The organism is Streptomyces sp. AHA2 (genome assembly GCF_036857595.1).
Classification (GTDB): Bacteria; Actinomycetota; Actinomycetes; order Streptomycetales; family Streptomycetaceae; genus Streptomyces.
In genome coordinates, this window is the sequence record NZ_JAUQWJ010000004.1 from 111,213 (window position 1) to 127,711 (window position 16,499).

Here is a 16,499-nt window from a genome sequence, read left to right on the forward strand (position 1 = left end):
GAGCAACTGTCGTTGCACAAGACGCGTCATAACGGGGCAGGTTGAGCATCTTGCCGATCGACGGCGGTGCCCGGGGCCGCGTCCGGGCGGTGGGTCCAGGGGGCCCCGAGTTGACGGTGGGCCTTCGTTTGGGCCCTGAGGCCCACGCCCCGGGCGGGGGTGCGTACCTACGCTCGCGGTCCACACAGAGGTGGTTCGCCGCGAGGAGGGGTGCCGTATGGCCGGCGGGGGTGGCATACGGGCGCACGGACGCAGAGCGGTCTTCGACGACCGCGGGGCGACCGGCACCGAGTACCTGGGGATGGTCGTCGTGAGCGCGGCCATCGTGCTGGCGGTGTCGGCCACCGGGGTCGGGCAACTGGTCTACGACAGGATCGCCGCGCAGGTCTGCCGGGTCGCCGGGGGCGGTGACTGCGGCGCGGGCGGCACCGGCCCGGGCAAGCCGCTGACCGACGCCGACTTCGAGCCGGCGCTGTGCCAGGTCTCCTCGGTCACCGACAAGGCGGGCTCCAAGGCGAAGATCCTGTTCTGGGAGATCGGCAAGGAGTACGGCTTCCAGGAGCAGCGCCTGAAGGCGAAGACGGACGTGAACGGGGACGGCAAGGTCGACGACGGCGACCAACTGGTCTACCTCACCTTCACGGACGCCGCCTCGGTCGCCGCCAAGAAGGACTTCAAGCCGGGCATGAAGGTGGGCCGGTTCGGCGCCGACAAGGTGGAGCTGGGGCTCGGCGTCAAGGTGACCAACGGCGACACCTGGGTGTTCCAGAGCCCGGAGGAGGCCGAGCGGTTCCGCGACGACGTGGAGAAGCTGCAGATGTACGAGATGCGCCGGACCATGCCGGGCGGCGCGGAGGCGAGCGTCGGCGACAGCATCCTCTACCTCTTCGGCACCGGTCCCCTCAAGGACGAGGAGGACACCCGCAACCGGATCGAGGAGCACCTCGGCGACAACCGGAAGATCACCTACGGCAAGGTCGGCCTGGAGGCCTCGGCCTCGGCGGGCCTGAAGATCTCCGCGGGCGACGAGAAGAAGCTGAGCGCCGCCCTCGGCGGGTCCTTCAAGTACGCCCCGGAGGTGACCTGGACGGACAACGCCTACAAGAACACCAAGTCCTACACCTACTCCTCGTCCATCGAGTACGGCTCCAAGGTGAGCTGGGAGGCGGGCCCGCTCAGCGGCGAGCACACCGCCGACACGACGCAGACGGGCACCATCACGGTCACCTACGACAAGAAGACCGGCAAGCTGGTCCGCGTCGACATGACCCGCACGGTGGAGGAGGGCGGCCAGAAGGACGGCGCCAAGGCGGGCGGGGACGACGGCAAGCAGGGCGGCGACAAGCGCGGCGGGAACGCCGGGGCGAAGGGGACCGACTCGCAGACCGGCATCGAGATCGTCACCAGCACCCTCACCTTCGACCCCGGGCCGGCCGGCGACCGGGACCGGGCGGTCGCCGAGCAGTGGCTGGACAGCGGCAACGAGCAGATCGCCACGCCGTTCCGGTACATGTTCTCCGGCCACGCGCCCACCGCACGCCCGGGCGCGGACGACCCGTTCGGGCAGCTGATGTTCGACCGGGGCGTGTCGAGCCGGATGACGTACACGGGCGACGTGAACGCCGCCGAGTACGGTTTCGAGTTGAACTTGGGGCTCAGTCTGGGCATGACGATCAGCACGGAGAAGAAGGCGGAGACCCTGACCGGCGCCGAGTTCCTCGGGGCGCCCGAGGGGGACGGCCGCTCCTACCTCCCCTACAGCTACTGCGCGAACTGACGACAGGGAGCACCAGCCGATGACAACCCGCCGGGCCTGCCTGGCCGCCGCCCTGCTGACGACCGCCCTGACCCTGACCGGGTGCGGGGAGCCGGACCCGGGCGCGGGCTCCGTGCCCGAGGGCTGGGGCACGCTGAGGACCAAGGGCGTCGACGTGTCCTACCCCGCGGGCTGGCGCGAGCAGAGCGCCGCCGAACGGGGACGGCACAACGCGGCGGCCGCGGTGCGCACTCAGGGGAGCAGGAAGGTCGCGGTCGTCACCGTGCAACGGGGCTTCACCGAGGCGGGTTCGGCCGAGCAGGCCGCGATCGCGGCCGAGGCGGGCATCCAGCTGGGCGCGGAGGTCCGGGGCCAGGAGGACGTCGACCTGGCCGGGACGGACGACGCCAAGCGGATCGACTTCTCCTTCGCGGCCACGGGCGAGGACGGCGGGCCCGCCGAGGGGACGCCGGTGGACGGGGTGATCCTCACCGGTCTGGACTCGTCCGGCACGACGTTCGCCGTGCGGATCGACGCGAGCCGGGGCAGCCTGCCCGACGGCGATCTGGACCGGATCGTCGACTCGGTGGAGGTGCACTGACCGTGGAGGTGCCGGGCGCCGGATACGTGGTTCTCGCGTTGCTCGTCGCGCTGTTCGGGGCACTGGCGATCCGGTACGCGCGGCGGCTGGTGACGGTGGTCCGGGTGCTGCGGCGCGGTGTCCGGGCGGAGGGCAGGTGCGTCCGGGTGGAGGGCGAGCCCTACGGCCGCTCCGACGCCCGGCGGCACGTCTTCGCCTTCCGTACGGCCGACGGCGGCCGTGTCGAGTTCGAGGACCTGGCGTCCTGGTCGACGGTGGAGGGCACCCCGGTCACCGTCACCTACGACCCGCGTGATCCCGCGGGCACGGCGACGGTGGCGGGCCGGGGCAGCTGGTCCCCGGTGCTCCAGGCGCTGGCCCTGGCCGCGGGCTGCACCCTGGGCGCGCTGGGCTTCGCGGTCCTGCTGTACGCCGAGATCTCCGGAGGGAACCGATGACGCTCGTCCGCTGCTGGGCCGTCGGCATCGTCGTGCTGGTGGTTTCCGAGTACCTGCAGATGACCCTGCTGCACGACCCGCTGGTCGGCCCCGAGGGGGTCGGCTCGTTCGGCGCGGCGGTCGCGCTGGTGCACCTGCCGAACCTGGTGTGCGTGGTGCTGGCGACCTGGGCGGCGGCGCGGGCGCACCCGCAGCCGTGGCGGGAGGTGCCCGCCCGTCACCTGGCGGCGGCCTGCGCGGCTCCCGTGGCGGCCCAGGTGCTGTTGCTGGGCCTGCGGCCGGACGTGCTCGACCTGTCCGGACCGGCGTTCTGGATGTCGACCGGCGTGCTGCTGGCGGGGTGCGCGGTGGGACTGCTCCTCGACAGGTTGGTCTGGACCTCTTGACAGCGGATGTGGTCTGGACCATTTTCTTGTCATGTCCCCACACAGATCACTGCGGCTGTGGGCGGGTGCCGTCACGGCTGCCCTGGCCCTCACTGTCACGACCGTCGGCCAGGCCTCGGCCGCCGACGTCAACAACGCCAGGAACGCCGGCTTCGAGGCGGGCCTGAGCAACTGGACCTGCTCGGCGGGCAGCGGCACGACGGTCTCCTCCCCGGTGCGCTCCGGGTCGGCCGCGCTGCAGGCCACTCCCTCGGGGCAGGACAACGCCCGGTGCAGTCAGACGGTGGCGGTGAAGCCCAACTCCACCTACACCCTGGGCGCCTGGGTCCGCGGCGGGTACGCCTACCTCGGCGTCTCGGGCACGGGCACGACGGACGTGTCCACCTGGACCCCGGACTCCACCGCCTGGAAGCAGCTGTCGACGACCTTCAAGACCGGCGGGTCGACGACGTCGGTGACCGTCTACACCCACGGCTGGTACGGGCAGGCCGCGTACTACGCGGACGACGTGTCGGTCTTCGGCCCCGACGGGGGCGGCGGCACCGACCCGGGCCCCACCGTCCCGGCGGCACCGGCCGGCCTCACGGTCTCCGGCACGACGACCTCCTCGGTCTCCCTCGCCTGGAACACGGTCTCCGGCGCGACCGGCTACACCGTCTACCGCGACGGCACGAAGGTCACCGCGGTCTCCGGCACCTCGGCGACCGTGACCGGCCTCGCCGCCTCCACGGCGTACTCCTTCCAGGTCACGGCGACCAACGCGGCCGGTGAGTCACCGAAGTCGGCGGCGGTCACGGCCACCACCACCAAGCCCGACGGGCCGGGCCCCGCCCTGCCCAAGCACGTGGTGACCGGCTACTGGCAGAACTTCAACAACGGCGCGGCCGTCCAGAGGATCTCCGACGTCCCCGGCCACTACGACATCATCGCCGTCTCCTTCGCGGACGCCACCTCCACGCCCGGCGCGGTCACCTTCAACCTGGACACGGCCGGCCTGAACGGCTACACCGTCGACCAGTTCAAGGCGGACGTCCGGGCGAAGCAGGCGGCCGGCAAGAAGGTCATCATCTCCGTGGGCGGCGAACGCGGCACCGTCAGCGTCAACGACGCGGCCTCGGCGACCAACTTCGCCAACAGCGTCTGGGCCGTGATGCAGGAGTACGGCTTCGACGGCGTCGACATCGACCTGGAGAACGGCCTCAACGCGACGTACATGACGCAGGCGCTGCGGTCGCTGTCGGCGAAGGCCGGGCCCTCGCTGATCCTGACCATGGCGCCGCAGACGATCGACATGCAGTCGACGTCCAACGCGTACTTCCGCACCGCGCTGAACGTCAAGGACATCCTCACGGTCGTCAACATGCAGTACTACAACAGCGGTTCGATGCTCGGCTGCGACGGCAAGGTCTACAGCCAGGGCTCGGTCGACTTCCTCACGGCCCTGGCCTGCATCCAGCTGGAGAACGGCCTCGCACCCTCCCAGGTGGGCCTCGGCCTACCGGCCTCCACCCGCGGCGCGGGCAGCGGTTACGTGGCGCCGAGCGTGGTCAACAACGCCCTGGACTGCCTGACCAAGGCCGTCAACTGCGGCTCCTTCAAGCCGCCGCGGACGTACCCCGACCTGCGGGGTGCGATGACCTGGTCGACCAACTGGGACGCCACGGCGGGCAACGCCTGGTCGAACGCGGTCGGACCGCACGTGCACGCACTGCCGTAGCACCCGCTCGACCGCACCGGCGGGGTGGAGGGGACCGGCCCTCTCCACCCCGCCGTCCCGTCCGGGTCCGCTGCCGTGCCCGCCGGCTAGAAGAAGTCACCCCAGGGCTGGTCCCAGATCTGCTTCAGGCACAGCACCAGGAACAGCAGCCCGGCCACCGCCAGCATCACGTTGCTGAGCGGGCCGTTGCGCCACTCCCGCGGGGTGCGGGAGGTGTTGAGGAGCCAGATGAGGGTCCCGGCGAGGAACGGCATGAAGGCCGCGCCCAGCACGCCGTAGAGGATGACCAGGCGGAACGGCTGGCCCTCGAACAGCAGGACCATGGGCGGGAAGGTCAGCCACAGCAGGTAGCCGCGGAAGGGCCAGGAGCGTTCGCGCTCGCCCGAGGCGACCTCCTCGCCCTTGGCCCGGCCCCGGCCCGTCAGCCGGGCCACGAAGTCGGCGAACATCAGGCTCACGCCGTGCCAGACGCCGATCAGCGAGGTGAAGGACGTGGCGAAGAAGCCGATGAGGAAGAACTTGGCGGTGGCCGCGCCGTACTCCTCCTCCAGGATGTCGCCCAGCTGGACCAGGCCCTTGTCGCCGCTCGCGATCGCCACGTTCGCCGAGTGCAGCAGCTCGGCCCCGACGAAGAGCATCGCGATGACGAAGACGCCGGTGGTGAGGTAGGCGACCCGGTTGTCCAGCCGCATGACCTTCATCCAGCCGGTGTCCGTCCAGCCCTTGGCGTTGACCCAGTAGCCGTACGCGGCGAGGGTGATCGTGCCGCCGACCCCGCCGATCAGGCCGAGGGTGTTGAGGATCGAGTCCTTCTCGTCCGGCAGGACGGGCAGCAGGCCGGCGAAGGCGTCCGCGAGGTTCGGCGTGACCCGGATCGCCAGGTACACCGTCACCACGAACATGACGCCGACCAGGACCGTCATCACCTTCTCGAAGACCGCGTACTTGTTGAACCAGACGAAGACCAGCCCGACCAGGCCGCACGCGATGCCCCACCACTTCAGGTCCATCACGCCCGGGAAGAGAGCCTGCAGCGGGAGCGCGCTGGACGACATCGCCGCCGCCCCGTACACGAAGCCCCACACGACGACGTAGACCGCGAAGAACCAGGTCGTCCAGCGGCCGAGGCTCGCCCATCCGTCGAACAGGGTGCGGCCCGTGGACAGGTGCCAGCGGCCCGCCGCCTCGGCCAGGGAGATCTTCACCAGGCAGCCGATGATCGCGGCCCACAGCAGGGTGTAGCCGAAGTTGCTGCCGGCGATGAGGGTGGCGACGAGGTCACCGGCGCCGACACCGGTCGCCGCGACGACGATGCCCGGGCCGATGTACTTCCAGCTTGCTTTGCGGGGCTGTGGGGGGTGGGTGGCCTGGTTCTGCGTGGTGTCCGCCATGCAGATCAAGAAACCGCAAAGGAGACCGGCCGACAAGAGGGCGGTGACCGTCCGGCCCAAGGGGGGCGGGGAACCGCGCGGGAACCCGTTCGCCCCGCGGCCCGAAGCCGGACCACGGCGGAACGGCGTACCGCCGTGGTCCGGCGCGGCGGAGCGTCACGGCTGTCGCCGACCGCAGCCGTCCGATCCGCACGTGCCGAGTTCGAACCACACGGTCTTGCCCGGCCCGTCCCGGTGGCAGCCCCAGCGCTGGGCCAGCGCGTCCACCAGGAACATCCCGCGGCCGTTCTCCCCGGTGCCCGCCTCCACCACCCGGGGCACCCGCCGCTCGGTGTCGGCGACCTCGCAGCGCAGGACGCCGTGCGCGGCGGAGAGCGTGAGCCGGAAGGAACTGCCGGCGTGCACGAGCGCGTTGGTGGCCAGTTCCCCGACGAGCAGCTCGGCCACGTCCACGACCTCGCCGCGCTCGTCGAGCCCCCAGCCCTCCAGCGCCTTGCGGACCTCCGCGCGCGCCTCGCGGACGGTGACGGGCCCGGGGGCGTACTCGACGCTCAGGTGGCCCGCTCCCAGGGGCGGCTGGGGGAACGGGCCGTGGTGGGCGTCGGGGTCCGGGACGGAGCACCCGGAGAGTTGCAGCATGACTCCAGGGTGATCCCCGGGGACGGCCGGGCGCAGGGGGAGGACTACCCGTTCCCGTACCTGCTTGCGCAGGTGGAGGGCTACGCGTACTGCAGACGGACGGTCGCGCCGCCGCTGTCGTCGCGGATGTCGACGTACGCGCACACCTGGCGCGCGTACCACAGGCCCGGTGGGGGTTCGGTGCCGTCGGCCGGGGGCGGGACGAAACCCGCGAGCGGGTCGTCGACGCGGCGGGCGGAGCGCAGTTCGCAGACGCACGCGGGCGCCTCGCCCCACAGCAGGGCGGCGCCGTCGAGGGGCGCCAGGGCCGCGGCGGTCTCGGCCACGGCCGCGGCGAACAGTTCCGCGTCGGCGGCCTGCATGCCCCGCCCCTCCGCCCAGCTCCGCACGGCTGCGGCGTCCGGCGCGGCCAGGGCCCGGGCACCTGCGGGGGGCGACGGCAGAGGGGCGGCGTCGAGTTCGGCCACGAGGTGCTCCGGCTCCTGGTACACCTCCGTGCCGGGGTGGGCGCGCAGGGCCGCGGCGACGACGGCGGGTTCGGCGGTGCGGGTGTCGTAGGCGCACAGGGCGGTCGTGGCCATGGGCGCGAACAGGAGGTTGGCGAGGGCCTCGTAGCGGATCCACTCGGTGGCCTCACGGGCCGACCGTCCGGCCCGGCCGCCCCACACGGGTTCCATGAGCAGGTGGATGCCGCCGCCCGGGCCGGCATGCGCGGTGAGGTAGCCGGCGGCCTGGGCGACGGCGTTGGCGGCGGAGCCGGTGTACCAGTCGGTGTGCGGGACGCAGACGACGTCCTTGGTGTCGCCGCCGAGGGCGTCGCGCAGCAGGTCCAGGTTGCGCGGGTCGGCGATGGCCACGGGCGGGGGCTCGCCGGGGGCGGCGAGCCCCTCGCCGAGGAAGGGCAGGGCGGCGGCGAGGAAGGCGTCGTCGGAGCCGAAGACGGTGATGCGGTGGTCGAACGGGGCGGGTCGTCCGTCGGTCATGCGATCCCCTCGGGGTGGGTGCGGTTGCGGGTGGGGCGCCGGGTCAGCGCCGGGCCGTCACCCAGGCGGCGATCTGGCTGCGGTTGCTGAACCCGAGCTTGCTGAGGATGCGTTCCACGTGGCCCTCGGCGGTGCGGCGGGCGATCACCAGCCGGTCGGCGATCTGCTGGTTGGCGAGCCCTTCGGCGACGAGCCGGGCGACCTCGTTCTCGCGGCGGGTGAGCCGGACCGCGCAACCGTCCTGCGACGGCTGTTCCCCGTCGGGCCCGCCGGGGTGCGGGCGGCCGGGTTCCTGAAGCGCGTGGCCGGTGAGGTCCGGCAGGGAGAGGCTTCCGCCGCGCCGGTGGGCCCGGTCGAACGCCTCCTGTCCCAGGGCCCTCGACGCCAGCTCCTCGCTGCGCCCGCGGGCGGCGTTGAGGGTGCGCGAGCCCCAGCGGCCGGCGTGGATGCCGGCCCAGACGCGGTCGGCGCCGCCGAGCAGTACGGCCGTGTGCTCGTGCGCGCCGCGTTCGGCGGCGACGGACGCCAGCAGGTCGAGGGTGAGGGCCATGCCGATGACGTCGTGGACGGCGACTTTCAGCCGCAGCGCGTCCCGGGCGTGCCGCTCGGCCAGGGCCCAGTCGCCGCGCACGGTGTGCGCCAGGGCGAGCATGCGCGCCACGTACGAGCGCACCCACTGCTCGCCGTGGCGCTCGCACAGCCGCAGGGTCCGCTCGCAGACCTCCACCGCCCGGTCGGCCTCGCCGAGGAAGCCCAGCGCGCAGGCGAGTTCGACCTGGTCGAGTCCTGCGAGGCTGAGGTGCTGGCCGGGCACGGGACCGCGGGCGACGGTGGCCTCGAAGTGGCTCAGCGCCCCGGGCAGGTCGTCGCCGAACAGCCGGATGACGCCGATGACGTACTCGGCGTGCGCGGCCTCGGCGGCGTCGCCCAGGGCGCGGGCCAGGGCGAGGGCGTCGGCGGCGTGGCGCCGGCCCCGGGGCAGGTCCTGGGTGGCGGCGGCGAGCAGACCGGCGACCCACAGGCCGCGGGCCCGCTCCCGGGTCGGCTCGGGGCAGGCCGCCAGGGCGCGGTCGAGCCAGTGCAGGCCCTCGCGGGAGGCGCCGCAGGCGTGCCAGTAGAACCAGAGCGTGCCCGCGAGGCGCAGTCCGGTGCGGGCCTCGCCGGGCGTGGACAGGCTGAAGTCCAGCGCCGCCCGCAGGGCGTCCCGGTCGGCGCGCAGCCGGGCGACGGCCTCCGGCTGGCCCGGCCCGAACCACCCGTGCTCGTAGGCCTCGACCCGCCGCAGGACGTGGTCGCGCTGCCGGCGCCGGGCGGCCTCCTCCTCCCCCGCGACGCGTCGCAGCCGCTCCAGCCCGTACTCCCGCAGGGTGTCCAGCATCCGGTACCGCACCCCGCCGGCTCCCGTCTCCCGCTGCACCACGGACTTGTCCACGAGCCCGGCCAGGGCGTCGAGGACGTCGTCCGGGCGCGAGAAGGGCCGACGGGTCCCGCCTTCGCCGCGCGACGCCGGGACCGCGCCCGCGGGGCGGGGCGCCGGCGGGGCCGCGGGAACGGGCACCGCGCCGGGGGAGGGCAGGGCGGCGCCTACAGGCACGGGCACGGGCGCTGCCCGCGTCTCCGGGGTGTCCGCGCAGACCGCTTCGGCGGTTTCCAGGTCGAAGCAGCCCGGCAGGACCGACAGGCGGGCCCACGCCAGCTGTTCGGGGCCGGTGCACAGGTCGTGGCTCCAGGCGACCGCGGCCCGCAGGGTCTGGTGGCGGGGCGGGGCCGCGGGGCTGCCGGTGGTCAGGACGCGGTAACGGTCGTCGAGGCGGGCCAGGAGCTGCTCGGCGTCGAGCACGCGCATGCGGACCGCGGCGAGTTCGATGGCGAGGGGCAGGCCGTCCAGGCGGCGGCACAGCCGGGCCACGGCGGCCCGGTTGTCGGGGGTGAGGCGGAAGCCGGGGACGACGGCGGCGGCCCGGTCGGCGAAGAGCGCGAGGGCCGGGCATCCGTCGGCCGCCGACAGGTCACCGTCCGGGTCGGGCACCGGCAGCGGACGCACCTCCAGCAGGTGCTCCTCGGTGAGCCCGAGCCGGTGCCGGCTGGTGGCGAGGATCCGGACCCCCTCGGCGCCGAGCAGCAGCGCCGCCGCCAGCCGGGCGCAGGCGGCCGTCAGGTGCTCGCAGTTGTCCAGGACGAGGAGCAGCCGCCGCTCGCGCACCTGCTCGACCAGCGCGTCCGGCTGCGGCCTGCTGGAGTGGTCGTGCAGCCCCAGCGCGTCGGCGACGGCGAGCGGGACGAGGTCCGGGTCGTGCAGCCCGGACAGGTGCACGATACGCACGCCGTCCGGGAAGGCACGCTGGACCCGGGCAGCCAGGCGCGCGGCCAGCCGTGTCTTGCCGACGCCGCCCGGTCCGGTCAGCGTCACCAGCCGTGCGCGGGCCAGCAGTTCGCGGCCCTCGGTCAGTTCGCCACGCCGGTCGACGAAGCTGGTCGTCTCGGCCGGCAGGGAGTGCTCCCGTCGTGGCGCTGATCCGCCCATGATCAGCCAGTCCTTCGGGGGTGTGGTCCCGGGGTCCGGTCGCCCCGGCTCCCCTTGCGCGAGCCCCCACCCTCTCCCGGCCCCGGGCCGATAGGCTCGCGCGGATCACACCCCCGGGTGCACTTGCGCCGCTCCTCCCCGGCTGCCGCGTCGCACGCGTACACTGCGCGGCCGCTTTCAGTCTTGACCTGGTCATGCCATTGGCAGAACGATGTGCGCCACCCGCACCACGCACGTCGCACGGAACAACCCCACCTCCCACAAGGAGATTTCATGCGACTTCGCACGTCAGGCCCGGGCGCCGGCAGACGCACCGCCGCCCTCGCCGCCCTCCTCGCCCTCGCCCTCGCGGCTCCCCTGTACGGGACGACCTCCGACGCCACCGCCGACAGCGCTCCGAAGGCCGCACCGGCTGCGGACGACATCCGGCAGTACGAGGTCCACCTGCACGCGACGGCCGAGGACCGCACGGCACTCCAGCGCACCGGCGTGAGCGTCGACGAGGCCGACAGCCACGGTGTCGTGGTCTCCGGCCGCGCCGACCAGATCAAGAAACTCCGCGCCCAGGGCTACGAGGTCACCCCGCTCGGCGCGGTGCCCGACCGGTCCGCGGGCAAGGACGACGTCCGGCTGTTCGACTTCCCGTCGGGCGACTCGAAGTACCACAACTACGCGGAGATGACGAGCGCGATCAACTCGATCGTCGCCGCGAACCCCTCCATCGCGAGCCAGCGCGTCATCGGCACCTCGTACCAGGGCCGCAACATCGTCGCCGTCAAGATCAGCGACAACGTGGCCGCGGACGAGTCCGAGCCGGAGGTCCTGTTCACCCACCACCAGCACGCCCGTGAGCACCTGACCGTCGAGATGGCGCTCTACCTGCTGCGCGAGCTGACCTCCGACTACGGATCCGACTCCCGCGTCACCAACATGGTGAACAACCGCGAGATCTGGATCGTCCCCGACATCAACCCGGACGGCGGCGAGTACGACATCGCGACCGGCTCGTACCGCTCCTGGCGCAAGAACCGCCAGCCCAACTCCGGCTCCTCGTACGTCGGCACGGACCTGAACCGCAACTGGAACTACCGCTGGGGCTGCTGCGGCGGCTCCTCGGGCTCGACGTCCTCGGAGACCTACCGGGGCCGGGCGGCCGAGTCCGCTCCCGAGGTGAAGGTCGTGGCCGACTTCGTGCGCAGCCGGGTCGTCGGCGGCAAGCAGCAGATCAGGGCCGGGGTCGACTTCCACACCTACAGCGAGCTGGTGCTGTGGCCGTTCGGCTACACGTACTCGGACACCACGACCGGGATGACCGCGGACGACAACGCGGCGTTCAAGGCGGTGGGTCAGAAGATGGCCGCGAGCAACGGGTACACCGCGGAGCAGTCGAGCGACCTCTACATCACGGACGGGTCGATCGACGACTACCTCTGGGGCGTGCACAAGATCTTCGGCTACACCTTCGAGATGTACCCCCGGTCCGGCGGGGGTGGGTTCTACCCGCCCGACGAGGTGATCGAGCGGGAGACCTCACGCAACCGGGACGCGGTACTGCAGTTGCTGGAGAACGCGGACTGCATGTACCGGTCCATCGGCAAGGAAGCGCAGTACTGCGGTTAGGCGCGCGCTTCCTCGCCGCCCTCCGGCTCGCCGGCTTCGCCGACCTCGAAGTAGGCGTCGAGGACCGCGTCCAGCTGCTCGTCCCACTCGGCGAACCGGCTCCTGGCCGGCGCCTCGATCTCGATCGGGTACCAGCGGCGGTCAGGGGTGTGGACGGTGACGGTGTACCGCTTGCCGAAGCGGGCCGTCTCCGTCTCCACCGCGCCGATCTCGTCCCAGCGGAACTCGCACTCCTGGTCGTCCAGGCAGAGCCGGACGCCTCGGTGATCGGCTGTTATCCGCGCACGGCGGTCGGACGCCTCGAACACGGGACCGTCGGACCCGGTGTCCTCCTCCGGCCCGGAGGAGGACACCGGGTCCGTCTCCTCCGGCTCGGGGGCGGCCTCCTCGGCCTCGGCGGCCCCGGGTTCCTCGGCCGGCTCGCCGTCCTTCGTCCGTGGGGACGCGGGTGACGTGAGCCCGGGGATGAAGGCCGGGTCGAACCCGGCGCCTTCCAGGGGCTGGCTGCTCGAACCTATGCGCTGCTCCACAGCGCAGCAGTATGGTCGACAAACCTGTGCGGCACACAGCCGGGCCCGACTTCGTTATCAGACTCCTACACGAACAGGCTCAGCACGGCGGCGACCACGAACCCGGCCACCGACAGCACGCTCTCCAGCACCGTCCACGACTTGAGCGTGTCGCGCTCGCTGATGCCGAAGTACTTGGCCACCATCCAGAATCCGCCGTCGTTGACGTGCGAGGCGAAGATGGAGCCCGCGGAGATGGCCATGATGACCAGGGCGACGAACGCCTGGGAGTGGTCGCCCTCGGACAGCAGGGGCGCGACGATGCCGGCCGTCGTCACGATCGCCACCGTCGCCGAGCCCTGGGCGACACGCAGCACCACGGAGATCAGGTAGGACAGCACGATCACCGGCAGGCCCACGTCGTGGAAGGTGTCCGACAGGGCCTGGGCGACGCCGCTGGCCTTGAGCACGGCGCCGAAGATGCCGCCCGCGCCGACCACCAGCAGGATGTTGCCGACCGGCTTGAGGGACGCGGTCGACACCGTCTCCAGGGACTTGCGGGACCAGCCGCGGCGGATGCCGAGCAGGTAGTAGGCGAGGAAGAGGGCGATGGTCAGCGCCACGAAGGGGTTGCCGAAGAACTCGACGACCGAGCGGAGCGTGGAGGGGTCCAGGGCGATCGAGGAGAAGGTGGCGGCGAGGATGAGCACCAGGGGCGTGCCGATGATGCCGAGGACCGTGCCGAGGGAGACCGGCTCCTCGCGCGGCTCCACGCCGGCGGCGCGCTGCTCGTCCACGACGGCCTGCTTGGCCTCCTGGGCGGCCTCGACCATGTCCTGCGGCACGGCGACGAACACGCGGCGGCCGATCCACGCGGCGTAGCCCCACGCGGCCACCACGGCGGGCAGACCGCAGACGATGCCCATGAGGATGACCCAGCCGAGGTCGACGTGCAGGAGGCCGGCGGCGGCGACCGGGCCGGGGTGCGGGGGCAGGAACGCGTGGGTGACGGACAGGCCCGCGAGCAGCGGCAGGCAGTACAGCAGGATCGACTTGCCCGAACGCTTGGCGGCGGCGTAGACGATGGGCGCCAGGACGAAGATGCCGACGTCGAAGAAGACCGGGATGCCGAAGATCAGACCGGTCAGGCCCATGGCGAGGGGGGCGCGCTTCTCGCCGAACAGACCGAGCAGACGGCCCGCCAGCACCTCGGCGCCGCCGCTGACTTCGAGGATCGCGCCGAGCATGGTGCCCAGGCCGATGATGATGGCGACGTGGCCGAGGATGCCGCCCATGCCGGACTCGATGGTGGAGACGGCGTCCGACCTCTGGACGGTGCCGAAGAGTTCGGTGACGGACAGGCCGGCCGCGAGGCCGACGGCTATGGAGACCGCCAGCAGGGCGACGAACGGCTGGAGTCTCATCCGGATGATGAGGAAGAGCAGCAGCGCGATGCCGAGCGCGGCGGTGAGCAGGAGCCCGGCGGTGCCGTCGACGAGGAGGAGCAGTCCTCCGGTGTGCGGTGGGGCTTCGGCGGGGGCGGACGCGGCGAGCGGAAGGGACATACGGGGGTCCTCTGCGTAAAGGCATGCAGCTTCTGGGTAGGGGGGAGCGCGGCGCGTCGAAGGCGCCGCGCCTCGAAGAAGGCGGGGTGGGGTGGGTCAGCCGAGGACGGCCAGCGCGTCGATCTCGATGAGGAGGCCCGCGGGCAGACCGACGTAGACGGTCGTGCGCGCGGCGGGCGGCTGGGTCAGCCCCTGCTCCTCGAAGTACGCGTTGTAGATCTCGTTCATCTCGGCGAAGTGGGCGACGTCCGTCAGGTAGACGCGGATCATCATCACGTCGTCCCAGGAGGCGCCGCCCTCCTCCAGGATGGCCTTGACGTTGGCCAGGGTCTGCAGGGTCTGCTCGCGCAGGGTCGGCCCGGCGGGCGTGGGCGCCTTGCCCTCCTCGGCGGGCAGGAAGCCGACCTGGCCGGCGACCTGGAGGATGTTGCCCTTCCTCACACCGTGGGAGAACCTGGCCGGCGGGGTGGTGTGGGTCTTCGGGGTGAGTGCGGTCTTGTCGGTCATGCGGTGGTGCCCTTCACTGGTGTTCTGCCGGAGTACTCCCCGCTGATGGCGTCGGCCGTGCGGCGCACCAGCGGCAGGAGGGTGAGGAGTTCGTCGGCGGTGACGACGACGTTCGGCGCGGACACCGACATCGCGGCGACGACCCGGCCGTCGGCGCCGCGGATGGGCGCCGCGACGCAGTTGATGGACTCCTCGTGGCCGCCTAGGTCGGTGGCCCAGCCCTGTTCGCGCACCTTCTCCAGCTCGCGCAGGAACGCGCTCGCGTCGGGGGTCGAACGGGACGTGTAGGTGGGGTAGTCGAGCTTCTCGGCGACCGCGCGCCGCTCGTGCTCGGGCAGGTCGGCCAGCAGCAGCTTGGCGACCGCGGCGACGGTGATGGCGACGGGCTTGCCGATCCGCGAGTACATGCGCACCGGGTAGCGGCTGTCGACCTTGTCGATGTAGAGGACCTCGTTCTCCTCGTACACGGCGAGGTGCACGGTGTGCCCGCAGGTCTCGTTGAGGCGGACCAGGTGGGGATGGGCGATCTCGCGGACGTCGAGGTTCTCCATCGCCTCCTGGGCGAGGGCGAAGAGCCGGGCACCCAGGCGGTAGCGCTGGTCGGACTGGCGGTAGACCAGGCCGTGCTCGTGCAGGGTGCGCAGCAGGCGCAGGGCCGTGGACTTGTGCACGCCGAGGCGGTCGGCGACCTGCCCCAGGTCGGCGGGGCCCTCGGCGAGCAGCGGCAGGATGCTGAGCGCGCGGTCGACGGTCTGGCTCATGACGTACGTACCTCCTCGTCGGCCCGCTGTGTCCCCTCGGTCCAGCCCGGGCCGAGTCGCAGTCTCCCCCATGCGTCGTCGTCCAGGGCGGCGAGGCGGTCGGCGTGGTCCCGGGCGGGCGGGGTGGCGAGGTCGCCGGGCACGGTGAGCGCGGCGGCGGCCGTCAGGTGCCCGTGGCGCAGCCGGTCCCGTACGGGCAGGGCGCGCAACGTGGCGGAGAGGAACCCGGCGGCGAAGGCGTCCCCGGCGCCGACGGCGGCGACGACGTCGACGCGGGGGGCGGGGACCAGCGTGGCGGTGCCGTCCGCGTCGCCGGCCCCGGTGGTGTCCCGGCCGAGGGCGACGGCGCCGTCCGCGCCCAGCTTGACGACGACCAGGCCGGGCTCGGGCAGCGCGGCCCGGACGGCGGCCGGGCCGTGCAGGCCCCACGCGTCCTGGGCCTCGTCGGCTCCGACGAAGACGACGTCGGCGCGGCGGGCCAGGTCGAGCAGGACGCGCGCCCCGGCCGGGTCGGCCCACAGGCCCGGCCGGTGGTTGACGTCGAAGGAGACGAGCGGGCGCCGCGCTCCCGGCTCGGTCAGTTCCCACAGCAGGTCGAGGCACGTGCCGGACAGCGCCGCGGTGATGCCCGACAGGTGCAGGACGCGGCCCGCGCGGGCCGCCGCCAGGTCGACCGTGGCGGCCGACATGGCCGAGGCGGCCGAACCGGCCCGGTAGTAGGCGACCTCGTGGGCGTCGCCCGCGCGGTCGCCCGCCGTGCGGAAGTAGACGCCGGTCGGGCGTCCGGGGTCGCGCCGCACCGAGGCGACGTCGACTCCGTAGCGGCCGATCTCCGCGAGGAGGTGGTCGCCGAAGCCGTCGGCGCCCACGGCGCTGACCCACCGCGTGGAGTGGCCCGCTGCGGCCAGCACGCAGGCCACGTTGGACTCCGCGCCGCCGATGCCGCGGTCGAAGGACGGCACGTCGGCGAGGCGGCCGGGCCGGGAGGGCAGGAACGCGACCATGGACTCGCCGAGCGCGACGACGTCCACGACGTCGGGGGCGTTGCAGGGTCCGGTGGGGGTCACGATGCTCGTAGCTCCTCGGCTGTTCGGTGGGCGGCT

Annotated in this window: 15 protein-coding genes; 6 read left to right on the forward strand and 9 right to left on the reverse strand. The window is 72.7% G+C overall.

Features of this window, described 5'->3' with window-relative positions; genetic code table 11:
* The first annotated feature begins 217 nt into the window (after positions 1-217).
* From Q5694_RS10980 to Q5694_RS11000, 5 genes are read left to right on the forward strand one after another with little or no spacing between them, the layout of a single operon-like run.
* A complete protein-coding gene (locus Q5694_RS10980; RefSeq protein ID WP_333932441.1) occupies positions 218-1,777 on the forward strand; it encodes a hypothetical protein in 1,560 nt (519 codons plus the stop codon).
* 19 nt (positions 1,778-1,796) lie between these two features.
* Positions 1,797-2,357: a hypothetical protein gene (locus Q5694_RS10985; protein ID WP_333932442.1), complete on the forward strand. Its 561-nt coding sequence runs from the start codon at positions 1,797-1,799 to the stop codon at positions 2,355-2,357.
* 2 nt (positions 2,358-2,359) lie between these two features.
* Positions 2,360-2,794 (forward strand): DUF3592 domain-containing protein, encoded by a 435-nt coding sequence (locus Q5694_RS10990; RefSeq protein WP_333932443.1) that lies wholly within the window; start codon positions 2,360-2,362, stop codon positions 2,792-2,794.
* Positions 2,791-3,180 (forward strand): hypothetical protein, encoded by a 390-nt coding sequence (locus Q5694_RS10995; RefSeq protein WP_333932444.1) that lies wholly within the window; start codon positions 2,791-2,793, stop codon positions 3,178-3,180. The genes Q5694_RS10990 and Q5694_RS10995 overlap by 4 nt, the downstream gene beginning before the upstream one ends.
* Before the next feature lie 31 nt (positions 3,181-3,211).
* On the forward strand, positions 3,212-4,897 hold the full coding sequence (locus Q5694_RS11000) for a chitinase (RefSeq protein WP_333932446.1): 1,686 nt from the start codon (positions 3,212-3,214) through the stop codon (positions 4,895-4,897).
* An 86-nt stretch (positions 4,898-4,983) separates the two neighbouring features.
* On the opposite strand, the gene Q5694_RS11005 is transcribed toward Q5694_RS11000, so the two are convergent.
* The 4 genes from Q5694_RS11005 to Q5694_RS11020 all read right to left on the reverse strand — a co-directional run bounded on the left by Q5694_RS11005 (position 4,984) and on the right by Q5694_RS11020 (position 10,434).
* On the reverse strand, positions 4,984-6,288 hold the full coding sequence (locus Q5694_RS11005) for an Nramp family divalent metal transporter (RefSeq protein WP_333932447.1): 1,305 nt from the start codon (positions 6,286-6,288) through the stop codon (positions 4,984-4,986).
* A gap of 156 nt (positions 6,289-6,444) precedes the next feature.
* Positions 6,445-6,927 (reverse strand): ATP-binding protein, encoded by a 483-nt coding sequence (locus Q5694_RS11010; RefSeq protein WP_333932448.1) that lies wholly within the window; start codon positions 6,925-6,927, stop codon positions 6,445-6,447.
* Positions 6,928-7,007: 80 nt separating this feature from the next.
* The gene (locus Q5694_RS11015; RefSeq protein WP_333932450.1) at positions 7,008-7,910 is read right to left on the reverse strand and encodes an MEDS domain-containing protein; all 903 of its coding nucleotides are present in this window, start codon (positions 7,908-7,910) and stop codon (positions 7,008-7,010) included.
* A 43-nt stretch (positions 7,911-7,953) separates the two neighbouring features.
* On the reverse strand, positions 7,954-10,434 hold the full coding sequence (locus Q5694_RS11020) for an ATP-binding protein (protein WP_333932451.1): 2,481 nt from the start codon (positions 10,432-10,434) through the stop codon (positions 7,954-7,956).
* 273 nt (positions 10,435-10,707) lie between these two features.
* Between Q5694_RS11020 and Q5694_RS11025 the strand changes: the two genes are divergently transcribed.
* On the forward strand, positions 10,708-12,054 hold the full coding sequence (locus Q5694_RS11025) for a M14 family metallopeptidase (RefSeq protein WP_333932452.1): 1,347 nt from the start codon (positions 10,708-10,710) through the stop codon (positions 12,052-12,054).
* Here Q5694_RS11025 and Q5694_RS11030 read toward each other — a convergent pair.
* From Q5694_RS11030 to Q5694_RS11050, 5 genes are all read right to left on the reverse strand, one after another.
* Positions 12,051-12,584: a hypothetical protein gene (locus Q5694_RS11030; protein ID WP_333932453.1), complete on the reverse strand. Its 534-nt coding sequence runs from the start codon at positions 12,582-12,584 to the stop codon at positions 12,051-12,053. The genes Q5694_RS11025 and Q5694_RS11030 overlap by 4 nt on opposite strands.
* Before the next feature lie 65 nt (positions 12,585-12,649).
* Positions 12,650-14,128: a GntP family permease gene (locus Q5694_RS11035; RefSeq protein ID WP_333932454.1), complete on the reverse strand. Its 1,479-nt coding sequence runs from the start codon at positions 14,126-14,128 to the stop codon at positions 12,650-12,652.
* A 96-nt stretch (positions 14,129-14,224) separates the two neighbouring features.
* Positions 14,225-14,635, reverse strand: a complete 411-nt coding sequence (locus Q5694_RS11040) for a RidA family protein (protein ID WP_333932455.1) — start codon at positions 14,633-14,635, stop codon at positions 14,225-14,227.
* A complete protein-coding gene (locus Q5694_RS11045; protein WP_333932456.1) occupies positions 14,632-15,396 on the reverse strand; it encodes an IclR family transcriptional regulator in 765 nt (254 codons plus the stop codon). The genes Q5694_RS11040 and Q5694_RS11045 overlap by 4 nt, the downstream gene beginning before the upstream one ends.
* A complete protein-coding gene (locus Q5694_RS11050) occupies positions 15,393-16,463 on the reverse strand; it encodes a sugar kinase (protein ID WP_333932457.1) in 1,071 nt (356 codons plus the stop codon). Before Q5694_RS11050 ends, Q5694_RS11045 begins: the two co-directional genes overlap by 4 nt.
* Positions 16,464-16,499 lie beyond the last annotated feature (36 nt).

Excerpts from the sequence above, each read along its gene's own strand:
- Q5694_RS11035 (WP_333932454.1), bottom strand. The coding sequence starts at position 14,128 with ATGTCCCTTCCGCTCGCCGCGTCCGCCCCCGCCGAAGCCCCACCGCAC.
- Q5694_RS11045 (WP_333932456.1), bottom strand. The coding sequence starts at position 15,396 with ATGAGCCAGACCGTCGACCGCGCGCTCAGCATCCTGCCGCTGCTCGCC.
- Q5694_RS11025 (WP_333932452.1), top strand. The coding sequence starts at position 10,708 with ATGCGACTTCGCACGTCAGGCCCGGGCGCCGGCAGACGCACCGCCGCC.
- Q5694_RS11010 (WP_333932448.1), bottom strand. The coding sequence starts at position 6,927 with ATGCTGCAACTCTCCGGGTGCTCCGTCCCGGACCCCGACGCCCACCAC.
- Q5694_RS11020 (WP_333932451.1), bottom strand. The coding sequence starts at position 10,434 with ATGGGCGGATCAGCGCCACGACGGGAGCACTCCCTGCCGGCCGAGACG.
- Q5694_RS11015 (WP_333932450.1), bottom strand. The coding sequence starts at position 7,910 with ATGACCGACGGACGACCCGCCCCGTTCGACCACCGCATCACCGTCTTC.
- Q5694_RS10980 (WP_333932441.1), top strand. The coding sequence starts at position 218 with ATGGCCGGCGGGGGTGGCATACGGGCGCACGGACGCAGAGCGGTCTTC.
- Q5694_RS10995 (WP_333932444.1), top strand. The coding sequence starts at position 2,791 with ATGACGCTCGTCCGCTGCTGGGCCGTCGGCATCGTCGTGCTGGTGGTT.
- Q5694_RS11005 (WP_333932447.1), bottom strand. The coding sequence starts at position 6,288 with ATGGCGGACACCACGCAGAACCAGGCCACCCACCCCCCACAGCCCCGC.
- Q5694_RS11000 (WP_333932446.1), top strand. The coding sequence starts at position 3,212 with ATGTCCCCACACAGATCACTGCGGCTGTGGGCGGGTGCCGTCACGGCT.
- Q5694_RS10985 (WP_333932442.1), top strand. The coding sequence starts at position 1,797 with ATGACAACCCGCCGGGCCTGCCTGGCCGCCGCCCTGCTGACGACCGCC.
- Q5694_RS11040 (WP_333932455.1), bottom strand. The coding sequence starts at position 14,635 with ATGACCGACAAGACCGCACTCACCCCGAAGACCCACACCACCCCGCCG.